Origin of the sequence: Streptomyces sp. CB01201 (assembly GCF_002803085.1) — a bacterium.
Lineage (GTDB): Bacteria > Actinomycetota > Actinomycetes > Streptomycetales > Streptomycetaceae > Streptomyces > Streptomyces hundungensis.
On the sequence record NZ_NNBJ01000031.1, the window covers coordinates 1 to 18,261 of the forward strand.

General features: G+C 72.9%; 11 protein-coding genes and 1 pseudogene. 5 read left to right on the plus strand and 7 right to left on the minus strand.

Features of this window, described 5'->3' with window-relative positions:
* Positions 1-481: pseudogene (locus CG740_RS41380) on the minus strand (hypothetical protein); the annotation flags it as partial.
* A gap of 122 nt (positions 482-603) precedes the next feature.
* On the opposite strand from CG740_RS41380, the gene CG740_RS37775 reads away from it, so the two are divergent.
* Positions 604-1,452: a (2Fe-2S)-binding protein gene (locus CG740_RS37775; RefSeq protein WP_100579851.1), complete on the plus strand. Its 849-nt coding sequence runs from the start codon at positions 604-606 to the stop codon at positions 1,450-1,452.
* A gap of 193 nt (positions 1,453-1,645) precedes the next feature.
* Positions 1,646-2,707, plus strand: coding sequence for a DUF2637 domain-containing protein (locus tag CG740_RS37780; protein ID WP_100579852.1), 1,062 nt, complete (start codon positions 1,646-1,648; stop codon positions 2,705-2,707).
* A gap of 58 nt (positions 2,708-2,765) precedes the next feature.
* Here CG740_RS37780 and CG740_RS37785 read toward each other — a convergent pair whose 3' ends face one another.
* From CG740_RS37785 to CG740_RS37805, 5 genes are all read right to left on the minus strand, one after another.
* Positions 2,766-3,230, minus strand: a complete 465-nt coding sequence (locus CG740_RS37785) for an ATP-binding protein (protein WP_100579853.1) — start codon at positions 3,228-3,230, stop codon at positions 2,766-2,768.
* Between the two features lie 942 nt (positions 3,231-4,172).
* On the minus strand, positions 4,173-6,068 hold the full coding sequence (locus CG740_RS37790; RefSeq protein ID WP_100579854.1) for a serine/threonine protein kinase: 1,896 nt from the start codon (positions 6,066-6,068) through the stop codon (positions 4,173-4,175).
* 177 nt (positions 6,069-6,245) lie between these two features.
* Positions 6,246-7,988, minus strand: coding sequence for a pyruvate dehydrogenase (locus CG740_RS37795; protein WP_100579855.1), 1,743 nt, complete (start codon positions 7,986-7,988; stop codon positions 6,246-6,248).
* 27 nt (positions 7,989-8,015) lie between these two features.
* A complete protein-coding gene (locus CG740_RS37800; RefSeq protein ID WP_100579856.1) occupies positions 8,016-9,839 on the minus strand; it encodes a protein phosphatase 2C domain-containing protein in 1,824 nt (607 codons plus the stop codon).
* A 153-nt stretch (positions 9,840-9,992) separates the two neighbouring features.
* Positions 9,993-13,772 carry a S8 family peptidase gene (locus CG740_RS37805; protein WP_100579857.1) on the minus strand — a complete coding sequence of 1,260 codons (3,780 nt, stop codon included), beginning with the start codon at positions 13,770-13,772 and terminating at the stop codon, positions 9,993-9,995.
* Between the two features lie 212 nt (positions 13,773-13,984).
* Between CG740_RS37805 and CG740_RS37810 the strand changes: the two genes are divergently transcribed.
* From CG740_RS37810 to CG740_RS37820, 3 genes are all read left to right on the plus strand, one after another.
* A complete protein-coding gene (locus tag CG740_RS37810; protein ID WP_100579901.1) occupies positions 13,985-14,965 on the plus strand; it encodes a helix-turn-helix domain-containing protein in 981 nt (326 codons plus the stop codon).
* A gap of 292 nt (positions 14,966-15,257) precedes the next feature.
* The gene (locus CG740_RS37815) at positions 15,258-15,740 is read left to right on the plus strand and encodes a DUF456 domain-containing protein (RefSeq protein WP_199846699.1); all 483 of its coding nucleotides are present in this window, start codon (positions 15,258-15,260) and stop codon (positions 15,738-15,740) included.
* A gap of 81 nt (positions 15,741-15,821) precedes the next feature.
* The gene (locus CG740_RS37820) at positions 15,822-16,202 is read left to right on the plus strand and encodes a PPOX class F420-dependent oxidoreductase (RefSeq protein WP_100579858.1); all 381 of its coding nucleotides are present in this window, start codon (positions 15,822-15,824) and stop codon (positions 16,200-16,202) included.
* 42 nt (positions 16,203-16,244) lie between these two features.
* On the opposite strand, the gene asnB is transcribed toward CG740_RS37820, so the two are convergent.
* Complete coding sequence (gene asnB / locus CG740_RS37825) at positions 16,245-18,092, minus strand: asparagine synthase (glutamine-hydrolyzing) (protein ID WP_100579859.1); 1,848 nt, start codon at positions 18,090-18,092, stop codon at positions 16,245-16,247.
* Positions 18,093-18,261: the final 169 nt, after the last annotated feature.

Here is an 18,261-nt window from a genome sequence, read left to right on the forward strand (position 1 = left end):
GCACCGGGGTCGCGGACACCCCGAAGCGGTCGGCGAGGGCGGGGGCGGAGTACACCTCGCCGGGCACGAGGTCGCCGTCGACCAGGGCGGTGCGCAGGGCGGCCAGTAGCTGTCCGCGCACGGAGTGCCGGTGGACGGCCGCGCGGGGGGCCGGGGCCGGGGACCCGGCGGTGCGGGGGGCGGTCGGCTCGGCGGTGCGGGCGGCGGGCGGCTCGGCGGTGCGGGCGGCAGGCGGCTCGGCGGTGCGGGCGGCGGCCGGCTCGGCGGTGCGGGGAGCGGGCGGCTCGGCGGTGCGGGCGGCGGTCGGCTCGGCGGTGCGGGGGGCGGGCGGCTCGCTGTGGGTGTGCTCGCCGCGCGTGCCCCCATCGGGTGCGCACCCACCGGGTGCGCCGCAGCACGGCTCGGCGGCCCGGGCCTGGCCGGGGACCCTGGGTGACCCGTACGGAGGCACGGTCGCCTCGCGCCCTCTGCCCTGCTGCACCCCGGCCTCCTACGGCTCCACTGCCCCCACAGACCATAGGCGGACAAAGCGCGAGTTCAAACATCGCCGGTATCGGCTAAGGTAAGCCTTACCTGTCAACGATCGTGATTCGGTGGTCCCGCATGACCGTCTCCACCTTGCTGCCCAGCCCCGCGCCCGGCCCCGTCGCCCCCTCCTATGCCCGGCTCGCCGAGGTGTACTCCGGCCTCGGGATCAGCGAGCTGACCTCGGCGGAACGGCTGCCGAGCGGTGCGGGCTGGGTAGGCGCGGCGGAACTCGCGGCCGGCGGAACGGCCCTGGACGCCTTCCTGGCCTGGGACAACGCCCAGGTCGTACGGGACTACGGACATCAGGCACGCCCCGATGTCATCGCCTCCTTCGGCTTCCACCGCTACGCCTGGCCGGCCTGCCTCCTGGTGACGGTGCCGTGGTTCCTGCACCGCCGGGTGCCGCGCATCCCCGTCGAGGATGTCGCCTACCAGCGCAGCAGCGGCCATATCGCCCTGCGCGTAAGGGAGTTCGCCTGCCTGCCGGACGACCCGGCCGGGGCCCTCCCCGGCGCCCGCGTCGTGGCGGACGAGGAGGCCCTGCGCGGTGCGGTGCGGGACGCGGTGGCCGAGCACATCGGGCCGGTGCTCGAAGGGTTCGGGCCGCGCATGCGGCGCGGCCGGCGGGCGCTGTGGGGCATGGCCACGGACGAGATCGTCGAGGGCCTCTGGTACGTCGGCGCGCTGCTCGGCCAGGAGTCCCGCGCGATGACCGAGCTCGACCAGCTGCTCCCCGGGACCACGAAGCCGTACGTGGGCACGCCGGGCTTCCGCGAACTGACCGCGCCCGACGGGCGGAACCTGCCGACCCGGGACCGGGCGAGCTGCTGCTTCTTCTACACGGTCCGGCCCGACGACACCTGCGTGACCTGTCCGCGCACCTGCGACGCCGACCGCGTGCAGAGGCTCAGCGCCGCATCCTGACTCCATGCCACCCATACGGGTGAGCGCCAGTCGAACTCAACTCGCGCGCCGGGCACGGCAGTTCGAGCGATCGCCCCCTATCCGGCTGCCCTCGCACTCCGTTGGCGTCCTCTTGCCCCGAAACCCCCTGCCGCCCCGCGCGGCTGGAGCAGTATGGCGCCCGATACGCCCTACGCGATGCAAGGGACACCGCATGCGACTGACCGACATATCGCTGGACTGGCTGCTTCCGGGCGGCGTGATGATCGTGGGGGTCGTTGTGGCTCTGGTAGTACTCGCGCGTGGCAAGCGCACCGCTGACAACGCCACCGGGGACGACTCCTGGGAGCGCAGCGAGGAGCGCCGCAGAAGGAAGGAGGCGGTGTACGGCACCGCTTCCTATGTGCTCCTGTTCTGCTGTGCGGCGGTGGCCGCCGCGCTCTCCTTCCACGGTCTGGTCGGCTTCGGCCGGCAGAACCTGAATCTGACGGACGGCTGGGAGTACCTCGTACCGTTCGGCCTCGACGGCGCGGCCATGTTCTGTTCCGTGCTCGCGGTGCGCGAGGCCAGCCACGGTGACGCGGCGCTCGGCTCGCGGCTGCTCGTGTGGACGTTCGCGGGTGCGGCCGCCTGGTTCAACTGGGTGCACGCGCCGCGCGGCATGGACCACGCGGGGGCCCCGCAGTTCTTCGCGGGGATGTCGCTCTCGGCGGCGGTGCTCTTCGACCGCGCGCTGAAGCAGACCCGCCGGGCGGCCCTGCGCGAGCAGGGTCTGGTGCCGCGGCCGCTGCCGCAGATCCGGATCGTCCGCTGGCTGCGCGCTCCCCGGGAGACCTTCGGCGCCTGGTCGCTGATGCTCCTGGAGAATGTGCGCACCCTGGACGAGGCGGTCGACGAGGTCCGCGAGGACAAGCGCACCAAGGAGGAGAACAAGCTCCGCAGGCGCGACCAGGAGAAGCTGGACCGGGCGCACTTCAAGGCGCTCAGCCGGCAGAACCGCTCCTGGGGACGCGGCCGGGGCGGCGGCCGTCAGGTCGACGTCCAGGGCATCGGACCCGGCCCCGGCTCCGCGCAGCCCAAAGCTGTCGCGGAGCCGGCCATAGCAGAGCCAGGACAACTGCCTCTGCGCAACCGGCCCTCCCTCCAGGCCGTCGGGACCGCTGAGTCCCCGGCGGCCAGGACCGTCGATCTCACCGCCGAGGACGACACCCAGGCGTTGCCCCGGCTCGACTCGTTGGAGCGCAAACTGAAGGATCTGGAGCAGCAGTTCGGCTAGCCGACGGCGGCGGCCCGGACCCGACGGACTTCCCCATCGTCCGTCCCGTCCTTCGGGTCTAGTACCGCGCCACCCCGTCGCCGAGTTCGAACCAGACGACCTTTCCACGGTCGTGCTCGCTGACGCCCCAGGCGTCCGCGAGTGCCTGGACGAGCAGCAGCCCCCTGCCGTGCGTGCCGTCGTCGGACGACGGCGCGTACGGCGTGGGCAGTGCTGGCGTGAAGTCCCTTACCTCCACCCGGAGTCCGGCCTCGCCGACCGCCACCGTCACGACGGCGCCGTGGCCGGTGTGGACGAGGGCGTTGGTGAGCAGCTCACTGGTGAGCAGTTCGGCCACGTCCGTCGCCCCCGCCTGCGGCGTGGCCGCGAGGAGTTCCCGCAGCGCGTGGCGTACTTCCCGTACGGCACCCAGATCCGACTGCCCCACTCTCCTGCACAGCAGACGCTGGTCCCCCTGCTGCGCATCAGGTGTCCGGACGGGCCCGCTCCGCGCGGAGCCGAGTCCTGCCTGATGCCTTGTCATAACCCCCACCCGCACGCTGTGACGACCTTTCCCCCTCGAACATGCACACGGGATGCATGCCCAACCGGGCCACGGTCACGCATGGTGATTCCACGACAACCGAAAGGGATTGCCTCCGGGGCGGCGCGGACAGGGGGCCTGGGCATGACAGCCGCGGGCCCGGCGATGGACACCGCGAGCGGGCCGTGCGCCATCTCGCGCGCCCCGCGCAACACGCCGCCGGGTGCCGCCGGTCCCTGGCCGGCCGGCGCCCACCCGCGTAGAACCAAGGCCGCCGCCCTGAGCGTTGACGGCGGCATACGAGGACGGTCGAGGCCGTACGGGAACGGGTCCGGCCCTGCCCGGCGAGCCGGTGCCGGATCCGAAGGGAGGGCAGCCGGGGCCTGGGCGGGAGGTGAGGTCGGGGCGGTTCTCCACCCCGGTTTCCCGGAAGCTCGTCCGGGCTCGCGGACGGAAGGCCCGGCGGACGACAGCACGAGGAGCCCGCCGTAGGGCGTCCCCGCTCGCAACCGGCATATCCCGGAGGCAGCGCAGGCCACGGCCGCGCGGGGGGTCGCACTCCCCCGGGCCGTGGCCGCCCGTCCGGCAGTGCCGCACGCCATCGGACGGACCCCGCGCGGGGACGTCGTGACCGGCGGGCATCGGCCGATCCGCCGACGCGCACCTGCCGAACCCGGCGTATCGCGGATCGAGTTGGGGAACACGCTGCTGCACGTGGTGGCGGCGGCGCAAGCGGTGCGCGGGGGCGACGGTTGCGGAAGCAGGCACTGATGCGTCCGCCCACGGCAATCCGCCCGGCTCGCCCAGCACCCCGCTCCACCACGCGGCGTACCCGCGGCTACGCGAGGAACCGGAGGGCGTCGGCACGGGCCCCGGCCCGGCACCGTGTGCGACCGGGATCGCCCCGGACCGGGCGGCGGCGCAGCACCCGAAGCGGACCCCTCAGTACTCCACGGTGCCGCACCAGGTCTCCGCCCACGCCGAGGGGCCGTACTTGTTGGCCGCACGCATCGAGATGCAGATCTCGTCCCCCGAGAAGGGGCCGTTGATCGTGTAGTTGGTGCCCTGGGCGGAGTAGATGGTGTCGACGCTCTTCTTCGTGAAGTTGCTGCCCTTGTTGGTGTAGTGGATGTCGTAGCGGGTCGCGCCGGAGACCGTCGGCCAGCTCACCGCGATCGGCCTGGAACAGGCGCCGACGCAGCTGTTGGTGTACTGGAGCTTGTATGCCTTCATGTCGGCCGGCGGGGAGCCCGTCTGCGATCCGGAGGATCCGGACGAGCCCGAACCGCCGGACGTCCCCGACGAGCCGGAACCTCCGGACGAGCCGGACCCGCCCGGGGAACCGGACCCGCCCGAGGAACCCGTGCCACCGACGGCACCCCCGCCGGAGCCGCCGGTGGAGGAGCCACCGGCGGTCGAACCCGCCGCGCCGACGCCGCCCGACGAGGCCGAACTACCGCCGCTGGCAGCCGTGTTCTGCCCGTCGGCGCCCTTGCCGTCGGGCCCCTTGGTGGCGTCCTTGCCCTTCTCGCTCGCACTCGCAGAAGGCGAACCGGTCTGCGCCACAGGCGAGTTGTTCATGGACGGCGTGGCACTGACGCCGGGTCCCGTACTCGCGCTCGCGCTGCTGCTCGGCGGCTGGGCATGGGCCTCGTTCCCCGGGTCGCTCCCGAACGGCTGGAGCACCGCGATCGTGCCGCCGCCCACGGTGAGCACGGCGATGACGGGCAGCACCACGAGCCGCCGCCGGCGGCGGGGCCGTTCGGGTTCGCGGGCCGTGACGGGGCCCGTCGTCACCACGCCCTCGGCGGGGCCGGCCGGCGGCGGCCGCAGTGCGACGGTCGCCCGGTCCACGGGCGGCTCCCGCAGGGGCGCCGCCTCCGCGTCGAGCAGCCGGGCGGACTGCTGGGCGATGCGCGCGACGACGCGCGCGGGCAGCCACGCTCCCCGCGCGGTGCTCGGACGCGTCCGCTCCGGGTCCGCCAACAGCTCGTCCACGGACGGGCGTTGATCGATGTCCTTCGTCAGGCAGCGCGTGATGAGCGCGCGCAGCGAGTCGTCCTGGACGCCCGTCAGATCGGGCTCGCCCTCCACGATCTGGAACATCACGGCATGCTGGTTGTCGGCCCCCTGCCCGAACGGCAGCTGCCCGGTCGCCGCGTAGGTCAGTACGCAGCCGAGGGTGAACACATCGCTCTTGGCCCCGGCGCTCTGGCCGCGCACCTGCTCCGGCGACATGAAACCGGGCGAGCCGACCGCCATGCCCGTACTGGTGAGCAGGGACTCGACGGACGTCCCCAGGGCCCGGGCGATCCCGAAGTCGATGACCTTCGTGCCGTCCACGGTGAGCATCACATTGGACGGCTTCAGGTCGCGGTGCACGATCCCGGCGCCGTGAATGTCCTTGAGCGCCTTCAGGAGCCTCTCGGCGAGGGCGTGCAGGGACGAGACCGGCAGCGGTCCGTAGCGCCGCACGATCTGTTCGAGCGAGAGCCCCGGAACGTATCCCGTGGCCACCCACGGCGGTTCGTCGCCCGGACCCGCGTCGAGCACGGGTGCCGTATAGCGCTCGCCGACCTTGCGCGCCGCCTCGATCTCCCGGCGGAAGCGCGCCCTGAACTGGTCGTCGGACACGTGCTCCTCGTGCACGACCTTCACGGCCACCGTGCGGCCGCTGTCCGACCGGGCCAGGAACACCCGCCCCATCCCGCCCGCACCCAGCCGTCCGAGCAGCAGGTACGGCCCGATGCGCGCGGGGTCGCCGGCCGCGAGCGGCTTGATACCCCCCTCGATGTAATCGTCCTGCCCGCCGCGTCCGTCCCCGTTCGTACCACTCATGATGGTGTGGCTCCCCCAGCCCTTCTCGCCTGGTCATCGGCGCAACTGCGCTGAGCGTAGTCGCTGTTGACGACAGGAGTGAAGGCGAGGACGCGGGGGGCGGGCGGGGCGGTTCCGTCCGGTCCGGTGGAGCGGGAGAGTCCGATTCGCGGGCGCCGGGGACCCCGGATCGGGCCGTCAGGGCCTGGGTACGTTGCGGAGGTTGGAGCGGGCCATCTGGAGCATGCGGCCCACCCCACCGTCCAGGACGATCTTGCTGGCGGAGAGCGCGAAGCCCGACACCATCTCGGCGCTGATCTTCGGCGGGATGGACAGGGCGTTGGGGTCGGTGACGATGTCGACCAGGGCCGGGCCCTTGTGCCGGAAGGCGTCCTTGAGCGCGCCCGCGAGCTGCTTGGGCTTCTCGACCCGCACCCCGTACGCCCCGGCCGCGCGCGCGATCGCCGCGAAGTCGGGGTTGTGGTTGGTCGTCCCGTACGAGGGGAGGCCGGCGACCAGCATCTCCAACTCGACCATGCCGAGCGAGGAGTTGTTGAAGAGCACGACCTTCACCGGCAGGTCGTACTGGACCAGGGTGAGGAAGTCGCCCATCAGCATCGAGAAGCCGCCGTCGCCGGACATCGAGACGACCTGGCGGTCGCGGTCGGTGAACTGGGCGCCGATGGCCTGCGGCAGCGCGTTCGCCATGGAGCCGTGGCTGAACGAGCCGATGATGCGGCGGCTGCCGTTGGGCGAGACGTAGCGGGCCGCCCACACGTTGCACATACCGGTGTCCACCGTGAACACGGCGTCGTCGTCGGCGAGTTCGTCCAGGACGGAGGCCACGTACTCGGGGTGGATCGGGACGTGCTTGTCGACCTTGCGGGTGTACGCCTTGACCACGCCCTCCAGGGCGTCGGCGTGCTTCTTCAGCATCTTGTCGAGGAACCTGCGGTCCGTCTTGACCTTCACCCGGGGCGTCAGCGAGCGCAGCGTCTCCTTGACGTCGCCCCACACCGCGAGGTCCAACTTCGATCGGCGGCCCAGGTGTTCGGGCCGCACATCGACCTGGACGATCTTGACGTCGTCCGGCAGGAAGGCGTTGTACGGGAAGTCGGTGCCGAGCAGGATCAGCAGGTCGCACTCGTGGGTCGCCTCGTAGGCGGCGCCGTACCCGAGCAGCCCGCTCATGCCGACGTCGTAGGGGTTGTCGTACTGGATCCACTCCTTGCCGCGCAGCGCGTGCCCGATGGGCGACTTGATCCGCTCGGCGAACGCCATGACCTCCGCGTGCGCCCCGGCCGTTCCGCTGCCGCAGAACAGGGTCACGCGCTTGGCCGCGTCGATGAGCGCGGCCAGCCTGTCGATCTCGGTGTCGCCGGGCCGCACCGACGGCCGGGACGTCACCAGGGCATGGTCGATCGCCTTGTCGGGCGCCGGCGCGGAGGCGATGTCGCCGGGCAGCGCGAGGACGCTGACGCCGCCGCGTCCGATGGCGTGCTGGATCGCGGTCTGCAGCACGCGCGGCATCTGCTGCGGGTTGGAGATCAGCTCGCTGTAGTGGGAGCACTCGCGGAACAGCTGGTCGGGGTGGGTCTCCTGGAAGTACCCGAGACCGATCTCCGAGGACGGGATCTGCGAGGCGAGGGCGAGCACGGGGGCCATCGAGCGGTGCGCGTCGTACAGGCCGTTGATGAGGTGCAGGTTGCCGGGCCCGCACGAGCCGGCGCAGGCCGCCAGCTTCCCGGTGAGCTGGGCCTCGGCGCCGGCCGCGAAAGCGGCGGTCTCCTCGTGCCTGACCTGGATCCAGTCGATGGCGGGGGTGCGCCGGATGGCGTCGACGACGGGGTTCAGGCTGTCGCCGACGACTCCGTACAGTCGCTTCACGCCCGCGCGGGTCAGGATGTCGACGAACTGCTCTGCAACGTTCTGCTTGGCCATGGGTCCATCAACCCACGGCCTTCGCCGTTACGCCTCCCAGACGGCGACCGCCGTACGGTCGTCGGCGTAACCCTTCACCCTGAGCTGTACGTCGGCGAGGAATCCGGCGAGGCCGGGCGGCTCGGGGACGGCCCAGCGTTCGGCGAGTTCCTCGGCCAGGGCGGACTCGCCGCGCAGGGGCTCGGCGAGGCCGCCGCTGCACAGGAGCAGGGTGTCGCCCGGTCGGGCGACCGAGGCCCGGAAGCGGAACGGTTCGCCCGGCGGGGCGGGCGGGTCGATGTAGGGGCGGACGGGCTCGACGGTGCCGAGATCCATGGTGAGGCGGTCGCCCTGCTCGGTCTCGGCGGGCGCCGAGCCGAAGCCGACCACCGGCTCGCCGCGGGCCTCCCCCGGCTCGGGCACGGCGGGCTCGATGTCCTGCCACACGCCGCCGCGCAGCCGGAACAGACCGCCGTGGCCGACCCCGAAGAACACCCGGGTGCGGCAGGCCGGGTCGGCGGACAGCAGCAGACAGCGCAGGTTCGCGGTGTACTCCTCGGGCTCGGCGCCGAGCTCGGCGGCGCGGGCCCGCAGCATGCCGTAGCTGCGGTCGGTGAGCCGGTGCAGGCCCGACTTGAGGTCGCCGCGCCGGCCCGCCCTGATGTCCTCGGCGAGGCGGACGTGGCTGCGGCCGATGGCACCGCCGATCCAGTGACAGGCGTCGGCGGCGGCGAGCTGCGCCCGCTCGCTGGTCCGTACGCCGCTGGCCACCGCGACCAGGACCAGGGCGTTCTCGCCGGTGCCGAAGCGGGCGGTGAGCAGCGCGTCGCGGCGCGGCTCGCCGCGGTAGCGGGCCGAGTCGCCGCGCGAGGAGACGGCGCGCAGGACGTAGGCGCCGTAGCGGGCGCCGTCGAGGACGGTGTCGGCGACGAGGTCGTCCAGCTCGTCGGGCCGGGCGGCGGGCAGCGCGGTGGGCTCGGCGTCGTAGGTGGGCGGCCCGTCACCCACATGGCCGGTACGCGGCCGGGGCACCGGCGCGAACTGCTCGGGAGGCGCGGTCTCGGGCGCCGCGAACTGCTCGTCGGGCGCGGTGACGGGCGGTCCGGACGCCCCGGTGGCGGGCGTGCGCAGACTGCGTGGGGCGTTCGTGACGCGCTGCCCGTCGTCGGCCGCGCGGGGCGGCTCGGGCGGGGCGGTGGGCGGGGGTGCGGTGAGCGGTGTTGCGGTCGGCCGCGCCGGAGCCTGGCGTTCGGCGCCGGGCGCGTCCTCCTCGGCCCAGCCCGGCGGCAACTCGGGCACGGGCTCCGTCGGCGGGGGCGGGGCCGCCGGCACGGATTCCCACCAGGCGGCGGGCTTGCGCACCACCGCCGGACTCTCGGGCGGCTCCCAGGGAGCGCGAGGGCGGGTCCGCGGGGTGGAATCGCCGGCAGGGGGCGGCGTGCTGGGCGATTCCGATCGCGCGGGGGCGGGGTGCGCGGCGGGAGTTGGGGCCGGCTCCGCGGAGGCGGGCGGCACGGCGGGCGCGGCGGAAGGTGAGGCCGGTTCCGCGGAGGCGGGCGGCACGGCATGCGCGGCGGCGGGCGATGGCGCCTGCGGGGCCGGTTGCGGGGCGGGGTGGGGGGCCGGTTGCGAGGCGGGGCGTTCGGGCGTGGCCGGGGTCTGCGCGCTCGGGCCCGGCGCGGCGGGTCCGGCCGCCCCGGAGTCCGCCGGCCTGCCCTCCTTCGGGGGTGAACCCACCGTGTCCGACGCCGAGTTGAAGCGGTCGTCGAGGCTGTCGCGCGAACCGTCGGGACCGGCGTCCGGGGCCGACTCGTCGTACAGCCGGTTCCACCAGTCGTCGTCCCGCGTCGGCCTCTCCCCCTGCTGACTCATGCCCTTATTGTCCACCGCTGGAGGCATACGAAAACGGGGCATCGGGAAAATGTGCTCAACGGACAAGTGTGGCAACGGCAGAGAAAAGTCCGCCGGGCGCCCCCACCCCCCACGGGGAGGACACCCGGCGGACCGCCTGTGTGGCGAACGCGGCTACCGCACCGCGTAGGCGTTCACCACGGTCTGGGTGACCGAGTTGCCGTTGGCGTCGGTCAGTTCGGTCTTCAGCGTGACGCTCTTCGCGGCCGCGCCCGCGTGGTTCACCGTCGCGGTCCAACTGCCGCTCCGATGCGTGGACTTGGCCTCGGTCCAGGTGGCTCCGCCGTCGTACGAGTACGAGAGCCTGGCCGCCGTCAGGGCTGCGGGGGTGTAGCCCGCGTGGCCCGTTGCGGTGAGGACGATCTTCTGGCCGTCGGCCGCCGGGACCGTCTTGAGGCCGTCCTCGGGGACGCCGTAGTGCGGGAAGAGCAGCGGGATGCCCTGTGAGTACGCCTTGTCGTCGAGGTGCGAGCGGAACTTCCAGCTCGTGACGACTTCCTGGGACCTCTTCCAGACCGCTCCGGAGGGCCCGATCTTCTGGTTGTCGCTGACGAGCTCGTACGCCGCGTCGTCCGCGGGAACGGTGAAGACCCCCGACGGCCAGCCGCTGCTGTCGTAGTCCTCGCCGTTGCGGCGCAGGAGCAGCGAGCCGATGTCCCCGAACGAGCCCGGCTGGGCGCTGTGTTGGGAGTCGCCCCACATGCCCGGGGCGAAGCCCATCAGGTTGCCCTGGCGCTCGGCGGCGAGCAGCGGCTTGCCCGTGGCGTCCCGTCCGGCGTCGGGGCCGACGACCCCGTCGTACCAGCTCTCAGCGGTCTGCCTGCCCGCCTGGTAGGCCTTCGCCGGGGACAGCATGAACTCGCCGAAGGGGAAGCTGGACGAGACGAAGTGGTCCCAGGTGGTGGGGCCCGCCGTGTAGTACTCGGTGCGGGTGGAGGGGACGGACACCAGGTCGATGCCGGAGACGCTGATGGGACCGGCACCGCCCGGGCGATAGGCGGAGACGCCGTCGATGAAGTCGGCCGGCACGCCCATCGAGTGGTACGTCGAGACATTGCGGCCCAGCTGTGCGTCACGCACCCGGTAGGTGCGGTCGGACCCGAGGCCGCCGTCCTCCTGGAAGCCCAGGTTGTAGACGTAGCCGCTCTTCGCGGTGGCCTTCCAGCGCAGGGTCACCGGGCCCGCGGACAGCCGGCCGGCCAGCGCCTTCGCCTCGGCGGCCTCGACGGCGAGGGTGGGCAGCGGGCCGCCCGCGAAGCCGTACGCGGGCAGCCAGCGGCCGGCCGACGGACGGTGCACGACAAGGGCCTTGGCACCCGCGGCCTTGGCGTCCTTGCCCAGGGTCAGGGCGGAGGCGTCGCCGTCCGGCACCGCGACGAAGGCGATCTTCCCGCTGACCCCGGCCGCCTTGAGCTCGGCCGGGGTGCCCTTGCCCGCGTCGACGAGCGGCGCCCGGCCGGTGCCGTCGAGGTTGTCGGAGCCGACGCTCGCGGTGAGCGGATGCAGCTCGGGGCCGCCGACCGCACCCAGCTCTTCGAACTGCGGGGCGTAGGCCCGCCAGTAGCTGCCGAACTCGAAGTCGCCGGTACGGGCGCTGCCCTGGACGTCCGCGAAGTAGTCCTTGATCAGGCGGGATCCGCTGATGGAACCGGAGTGCAGCCACTGGCCGCCCCAGGAGCGGGCGAAGTCCAGTGTCGTGGTGCGGACTTCGCTCGGCCTGTCGGTCTTCACCGCGAGCCGGTGGGCCTTGCGGGCGTCGAGGACGAGGGTGGTGTCCTTCTTCAGGTCGAGCTGCGGGCGGCCGAGGTAGCTGACCGAGCCGACGTTCGCGCCGGTGGCGTCGCCCGGGTCGGCGGAGGCGACGAAGGACGACACGAAGTAGGCGCCGGGGCGCAGCCGGTAGACCTGGTCGGTGGCGCCCTCGTTGAAGCGGCGCTCGCCGGTCGCGGTGTCGGTGCCGATGACGTCGAGCGAGGAGGCGCCGGCGGCCGGCCTGCCCTGGCGGTCGACGAGCTTGACGCGCAGGGTGACCGTCTCGGGCTCGACGTACAGCGAGAACGGGGTGGAGACCTTGACCCCGTTCGCCGTGGCGAGCACCCGCCCGGTGACGTCCCCGTACTGGGCGGCCTTGAGGCGGGCGGTCGGGTCGATGGCGAGCGGCACCTTGACGGTGGCTCCGGCCGGCACCGTGACCGAGCGTGAACCGAGCTTCGCCACACCGGAGTTGATGGCCGAGCCGTCGTTCCCGGTGACGCCCGCGACCGCGAGGTCGAGCTTCACGGACTTGCCGGAGACGTTGGTGTAGGGCACCTGGACCGTGGTGCGGTCGCTCTTGTCCTGCGGCCAGTTGAAGGTGCCGGCCTGCACGGCGGGCGCGCCGAGCACGGTCTCGTCGATGGCGGCCTTGACGTCGAGCCGCCCGCCGCCGGTCTCGCGCACGTCCCCGGGGATGCCGCTGTTGGCGGAGGAGACGAGCGCGGCCTTGATCTGCTGCGCGGTCCAGTCGGGGTGGCGCTGCTTGACGATGGCGGCGGCGCCCGCGACATGCGGTGTGGCCATCGAGGTGCCGGACATCGTCTGGTACGCGTAGACGCCCCGGCCGCCCGCGTTGGCGGCGGAGATGCCGACGCCGGGGGCGGTGATCTCCGGCTTCAGGGTGTGCGTGAAGGGCGCCGGACCGCGGCTGGAGAAGCTCGCGGTGGTGTCGTCGCGGTCGACGGCGCCGACGGTCAGGACGCCGGGCGCGCAGCCGGGCGAGGACACGGTGTTCAGGGCCGGTCCCGAGTTGCCCGCGGCGATGACGAACAGGGTGTGCGTGGAGCTGGTCGCGAGCTCCTGCGCGGCGGTGCTCATCGGGTCGGTGCAGTCGGTCGGGACGGGGCTGCCGAGCGACATCGAGACGACGTCGGCCTTGTTGTCGACGGCCCACTGCATGCCGGCGATGATCCACGAACTGTCGCCGGAGCCCGAGTCGTTGAGGACCTTGCCGACCAGTAGGCCGGTGCCGGGTGCGATGCCCTTCTTCTTGCCGTCGCTGGCCGCGCCCGAGCCGCCCACCGTGGACGTGGTGTGGGTGCCGTGGCCCTGGCGGTCCTCGGTGTCGGGCGAGTCGGTGAAGTTCTTGGAGGCGGTGATGCGGCCCTTGAGGTCGGGGTGTTCGGCGTCCACCCCGGTGTCGAGGACCGCGACCTTGGTGCCCTTGCCGTCGTATCCGGCGGCCCAGGCGAGGTCCGCGCGGATCTGCTTGGCCGACCGGTCCAGGGAGGCCGTCACCTTGCGGTCGAGCCACAGCTTCTTGATCCCGGAGGCCGAGCGGCCGCGGGGGCTCGTGACGTTCGCCCACACCTGGGCGGCCTTCGCCTTGTCCGCGCTCAGGGCGATGCCGTTGACGGCGGGCAGGTTCAGTCCCGCCTTCGCGCCGCGCGGCACAGCCGGGGCCGCCGAGCGCGCCGCGCCGTCGCCGTACACCGCGATGAGCGGGAGCGACTTGGTGTGCGCGTCGTCGTAGCCCTGGCGGATGAGCCCGGAGACGTTGAACAGTTCCTCGTCGACCCGGCCGGCGGCGAGCGCCCCCGCCGCGTCGTCGGGGTAGACGTACAGCTCGTTCCCCGACCGCCTGGTCTGAACGAGCGGTACGGAACCGTCGGCGCGCGGCAGCGCGGTGACGCCGGTGGGCGTCCCGGAGCCGTCCCTGCTCACCACGACCTTGTCGCCGGTGACGAGGGTGACGGTGGCCGGCGTTCCCGTGCTGCTCGCGGCGCTGCCGACGAGCGGTCTCCTGGCGGTGTCGGCTGTGCCGTCGGTTCGTGGCGCTGCCACGGACGGCGCCACCGCGGTGACGGCGAGGGCGGCGGCGGTCGCCACCCCCAGAGCCGTACGCGATATCGGGCGCATCGCTCTCCCCAGATCGATCCGGCACAGAAGCACTCGCGCCCGAAGTGCGCAAATGCCCCGTATCCAGAGGCTGTTGGTGCTGCGGTGGCTCGACATTGGCAGAGCGGCGGCCGATCCGGGGATGATGTTGTGCGGCGGGTTTGTGCCGGGGCGGTTTCCCGCCAGCGCGCAGGTGAGGGCCTGGCGGCAGGCTTTGAGGGAGGCGGTCCGTGGTGCTGGGAGCGATAGGTCTCGACGAGACGCAGGAGTCGGCGTACCGAGCCCTGGTCGCGGTGGGCGCGGCCGAGGTGAGCGACCTCGCGCACCGGCTGGCGCTGCCGGAGAACGAGACCGAGCGCGCGCTGCGCCGCCTGGAGCGCCAAGGCCTGGCCGCCCAGTCCTCGGCCCGCACCGGGCGGTGGGTCGCGGCTCCGCCCGGGGTCGCGCTCGGCGCGCTGCTCACCCAGCAGCGGCACGAGCTGGACCAGGCCGAGCTGGCGGCGGCGCTGCTCGCCACCGAGTACCGGGCCGAGGCGGCCGAGCCGGCCGTGCACGATCTGGTCGAGGTGGTGACGGGGGCGAGCGCGGTGGCGCACCGCTTCCACCAGTTGCAGCTGGGCGCGGCCGAAGAGGTGTGCGCCCTGGTGACGGGGAAACCGGTCGCGGTGACGGGCATGGACAACGAGTCCGAGGAGCAGGCCTCGAACCGCGGGGTGAGCTATCGGGTGGTGGTCGAGCGCGAGGTGCTCTCGCTGCCCGCCGGGATCGTCGAGCTGTCCGCGGCGCTCGGCCGGGACGAGCAGGTGCGCACGGTGGACCGGGTGCCGACCAAGCTCGTCGTCGCGGACCGCACCCTCGCGATGGTGCCGCTGACCGGGCGCGGCGCCGAGCCGGCCGCGCTCGTGGTGCACGCCAGCGGGCTGCTCGAATCGCTGATGGGCCTCTTCGAGGCGGTGTGGAAGGACGCGCTGCCGCTGCGCCTGGGCGGCGGGGGCCGGGGCGTGGTGGAGGAGGGTCGGGGCCCGGACGCCACCGACCTGGAGATCCTGTCGCTGCTGCTCGCCGGGATGACCGACGCCAGCGCCGCCAAGCAGCTGGAGCTGGGCCTGCGGACCGTGCAGCGCCGGGTCAAGGGCCTGATGGAGCTGACCGGGGTCACCACCCGCCTCCAGCTGGGCTGGCACGCCTACGAGCGGGGCTGGGTGGCCCGCTGAACCCTGCTGAACCCTGCGGTGTCCGGCGGGCCCTTCCCGCGGCCCCGGAAGCCATCCCCGGCACGCGTCCCCGGCAGGTCCGGGCGGCAGTCACGCGCAGACGCGGGTCGGGCGCGCGGGACGGGCCGATCCCCTTGCCCCGGGCGGGGCCCGGGGCCCTGCCCCCGGAGGGGCCCGGGTGGCGGCCCACCGCACGGAACCGCGGGGCGCGCCGGCGTCCGCCGCGCCCGTGAGGCCCCGGCGGCAACCGCACGGAACTGCGGGAACGCCGCGTTTCCTGCACCCTTGGCAGATGGGTGTGTGGCAGCTCCTCGCGGTGGGGGCGGTGATGCTGATGGGCCTGTGCGGGGTGCTGGTCCCCGGCGTTCCCGGGCCGGCGATCGTATGGGCCGCCGTGGCGTGGTGGGCGCTCGACGACACCACCGGCCTCGCCTGGGCCGTGCTGGCCGGGGCGACGGGCGTGCTCCTGCTGAACCAGGCCCTCAGACCCCTGCTGCCGCCGCGCCGCTTCAAGGGGGCCGGGGTGTCCAGACGCTCGGTGCTGACCGCGGGCGCGTCGGCCGTCGCGGGGTTCTTCGTGCTGCCCGTACTGGGCGGGATCGCCGGGTTCCTCGGCGGCCTGTACGGCGCGGAGCGGGTGCGCCTGGGCAGCCGCGCGGACGCCTGGGCCTCGGCCCGTACGGCGCTGCGCGCGGGCGGCTACTCGGTGATGGCCGAGCTCTTCGCCTGCCTGCTGGTCGCCGGCGCCTGGCTCGGCGCGGTGGTCTGGGGCTGAAACGGGGGCCGCGGGACGGCCCCCGAGACCTGGGTCCGGTTCCCGGTGACGCGGTGGCGGCGGGCGTGTGAGGCTGGTGCCATGAGCGAATTCAGCGAGGCCGAGCGTGTGTACCTGAAGAGCCAGCGGCTTGGCCGGCTCGCCACCGTCGACGGGAAGGGCCAGCCGCAGGCCAACCCGGTCGGCTTCTTCCCGCAGGACGACGGGACGATCCTCATCGGCGGATACGCGCTCGGCACGACGAAGAAGTGGCGCAACCTCCAGGGCAACCCGAAGGCCGCCCTGGTGGTCGACGACGTGGTGAGCGTACGGCCGTGGAAGGTGCGTGGCGTCGAGATCCGTGGTACGGCCGAACTCCTCACCGGGCCGCACGAGTTGGGCCCGCACTTCAGCGAGGAGCTCATCCGCATCCACCCCGACAAGATCCACAGTTGGGGCCTGGAGGAGACCGGCCCCAACTAGGGTGCGCCGGGGGGTGGTTGGACGGCCCGTGCGCCGACCGGGCTACGGCTGGGACAGCTTCAGCTCCGGCTTGTACAGGTCGAGCCAGATCGCCAGGTCCAGGGTGCGTTCCAGGCCGCGTCGCGAGGCCTGGTGGATCTGCGGGCCGCTCACCTCGGCGGCCCGGCGCAGCCCTTCGCGGTCGATGAGGTCGAAGACCGGGTGCGAGGGCTGGGCGAGCAGGTCCTTGGCGTGCCCCTGGAGGGCGATGGCGTACTTCGGGTCCTGGGTGGAGGGGTAGGGGCTCTTCACCCGGTCGTACACGGACCGGGGCAGGACGTCCTTGGCCGCCTCGCGCAGCAGGCTCTTCTCGCGGCCGTCGAAGGACTTCACCGACCAGGGCGCGTTGTAGACGTACTCGACGAGCCGGTGGTCGCAGAACGGCACCCGCACCTCCAGGCCGACGGCCATGCTCGCGCGGTCCTTGCGGTCGAGCAGGATGCGCACGAAGCGGGTCAGGTGCAGATTGCAGATCTTGCGCATCCGGTACTCGAAGTCGCTCTCGCCGTCCAGGCGTTGGACCCCGGCGACGGCGGTGTCGTAGGAGTCCTTGACGTAGGCGGGGACGTTCAGGGCGGCGGTCAGGTCCGGGCGCAGCAGACCGGAGTCGTCGCCGAACTGCTCGGCGAACTTGACGAGCCAGGGGAAGGTGTCGGCGGCCCGGGCCTCCTCGTCGAAGAACTGCTTGTAGCCGCCGAAGACCTCGTCCGCGGACTCGCCGGACAGGGCGACCGTGGAGTGTTCGCGGATCGCCTTGAACAGCAGGTAGAGCGAGGCGTCCATGTCGCCGAAGCCCACCGGGATGTCGCGGGCCCGGATGACCTTGGCCCGCACCTCGGGGTCGGCGAGCGCCTGGGCGTCCAGGACGATGTCCTGGTGGATCGTGCCGGAGGTGCGGGCCACGTCGTGGACGTAGGGGGTGTCGGGGGTGGCGCGGAGTTCGTCGGCGACGAAGTTCTCGGTCTGGCCGACGAAGTCCACGGCGAAGCTGCGTACTTGATGGCCCACCTCGCCGAGCTGCCGGGCGGCGAGCGCGGTCAGCGCGGAGGAGTCGAGGCCGCCGGAGAGCAGCATGCAGCGCGGCACGTCGGCTATGAGCTGGCGGCGGACGATGTCGTCGAGCAGCTCGCGGACGTGGGCGATGCTGGTGGCGCGGTCGTCGTCGTGCGGACGGGTTTCGAGCGTCCAGTAGGTGTGGGTGCGCAGTCCGCCGCGGTCGACGGTCACGACGGTGCCCGGTTCGACCTCCCGCATACCGTCCCACACCGCGTGGCCGGGCGTCTTGACCATGGTGAACAGCTCGCGGAGCCCGTCGAGCGAGACCGAGCGGCGGGCCAGCGGGTTGGCGAGGATCGCCTTGGGCTCGGAGCCGAAGAGCACGCCGTCGGCGGTCTCGTAGTAGTAGAAGGGCTTGATGCCCATCCGGTCGCGGATCATGACGAGCCGCTGGACGCGCTCGTCCCAGATCGCGAACGCGTACATGCCGTTGAGGCGTTCCGCGACGGCCTCGCCCCATTCGAGGTAGCCGTGCAGGACGACCTCGGTGTCGGAGTCGGTGGTGAACCGGTGCCCGCGGGCGGTGAGTTCGGCCTTGAGCTCGGTGAAGTTGTAGGTCTCGCCCGAGTAGACGAGGGCGACGGCCCGGCCGCCCGCCTCGACGCTCATGGGCTGGCGCCCGCCCGGAAGGTCGATGATCGCGAGCCTGCGGTGGCCGAGGGCGGCCGGCCCGTTGGCCCAGACGCCGCGGTCGTCGGGGCCGCGGCAGTCCATCGTCTCGGTCATCGCATCCAGGGTGTCCCGCTCGGCGCGCAATTCACGTTCGAAGGAGATCCAGCCGGTGATGCCACACATGGTGCCTCCTGCTTGGCCTCTTCGGCCGGAGGGGGGACGTTCCGCCGACCGAATCAGATGTATGGAGCAACTACCTACCTTTCGATCGTGTGACTCGGCAGGCCATCCGTCAACATGTCCGTAACAGAGGTGGCTTGATTACGACGCCCAGTAGGCCGGGAACGCACGG

Excerpts from the sequence above, each read along its gene's own strand:
- CG740_RS37775 (WP_100579851.1), top strand. The coding sequence starts at position 604 with ATGACCGTCTCCACCTTGCTGCCCAGCCCCGCGCCCGGCCCCGTCGCC.
- CG740_RS37780 (WP_100579852.1), top strand. The coding sequence starts at position 1,646 with ATGCGACTGACCGACATATCGCTGGACTGGCTGCTTCCGGGCGGCGTG.
- CG740_RS37785 (WP_100579853.1), bottom strand. The coding sequence starts at position 3,230 with ATGACAAGGCATCAGGCAGGACTCGGCTCCGCGCGGAGCGGGCCCGTC.
- CG740_RS37790 (WP_100579854.1), bottom strand. The coding sequence starts at position 6,068 with ATGAGTGGTACGAACGGGGACGGACGCGGCGGGCAGGACGATTACATC.
- CG740_RS37795 (WP_100579855.1), bottom strand. The coding sequence starts at position 7,988 with ATGGCCAAGCAGAACGTTGCAGAGCAGTTCGTCGACATCCTGACCCGC.
- CG740_RS37800 (WP_100579856.1), bottom strand. The coding sequence starts at position 9,839 with ATGAGTCAGCAGGGGGAGAGGCCGACGCGGGACGACGACTGGTGGAAC.
- CG740_RS37805 (WP_100579857.1), bottom strand. The coding sequence starts at position 13,772 with ATGCGCCCGATATCGCGTACGGCTCTGGGGGTGGCGACCGCCGCCGCC.
- CG740_RS37815 (WP_199846699.1), top strand. The coding sequence starts at position 15,258 with ATGGGTGTGTGGCAGCTCCTCGCGGTGGGGGCGGTGATGCTGATGGGC.
- CG740_RS37820 (WP_100579858.1), top strand. The coding sequence starts at position 15,822 with ATGAGCGAATTCAGCGAGGCCGAGCGTGTGTACCTGAAGAGCCAGCGG.
- asnB (WP_100579859.1), bottom strand. The coding sequence starts at position 18,092 with ATGTGTGGCATCACCGGCTGGATCTCCTTCGAACGTGAATTGCGCGCC.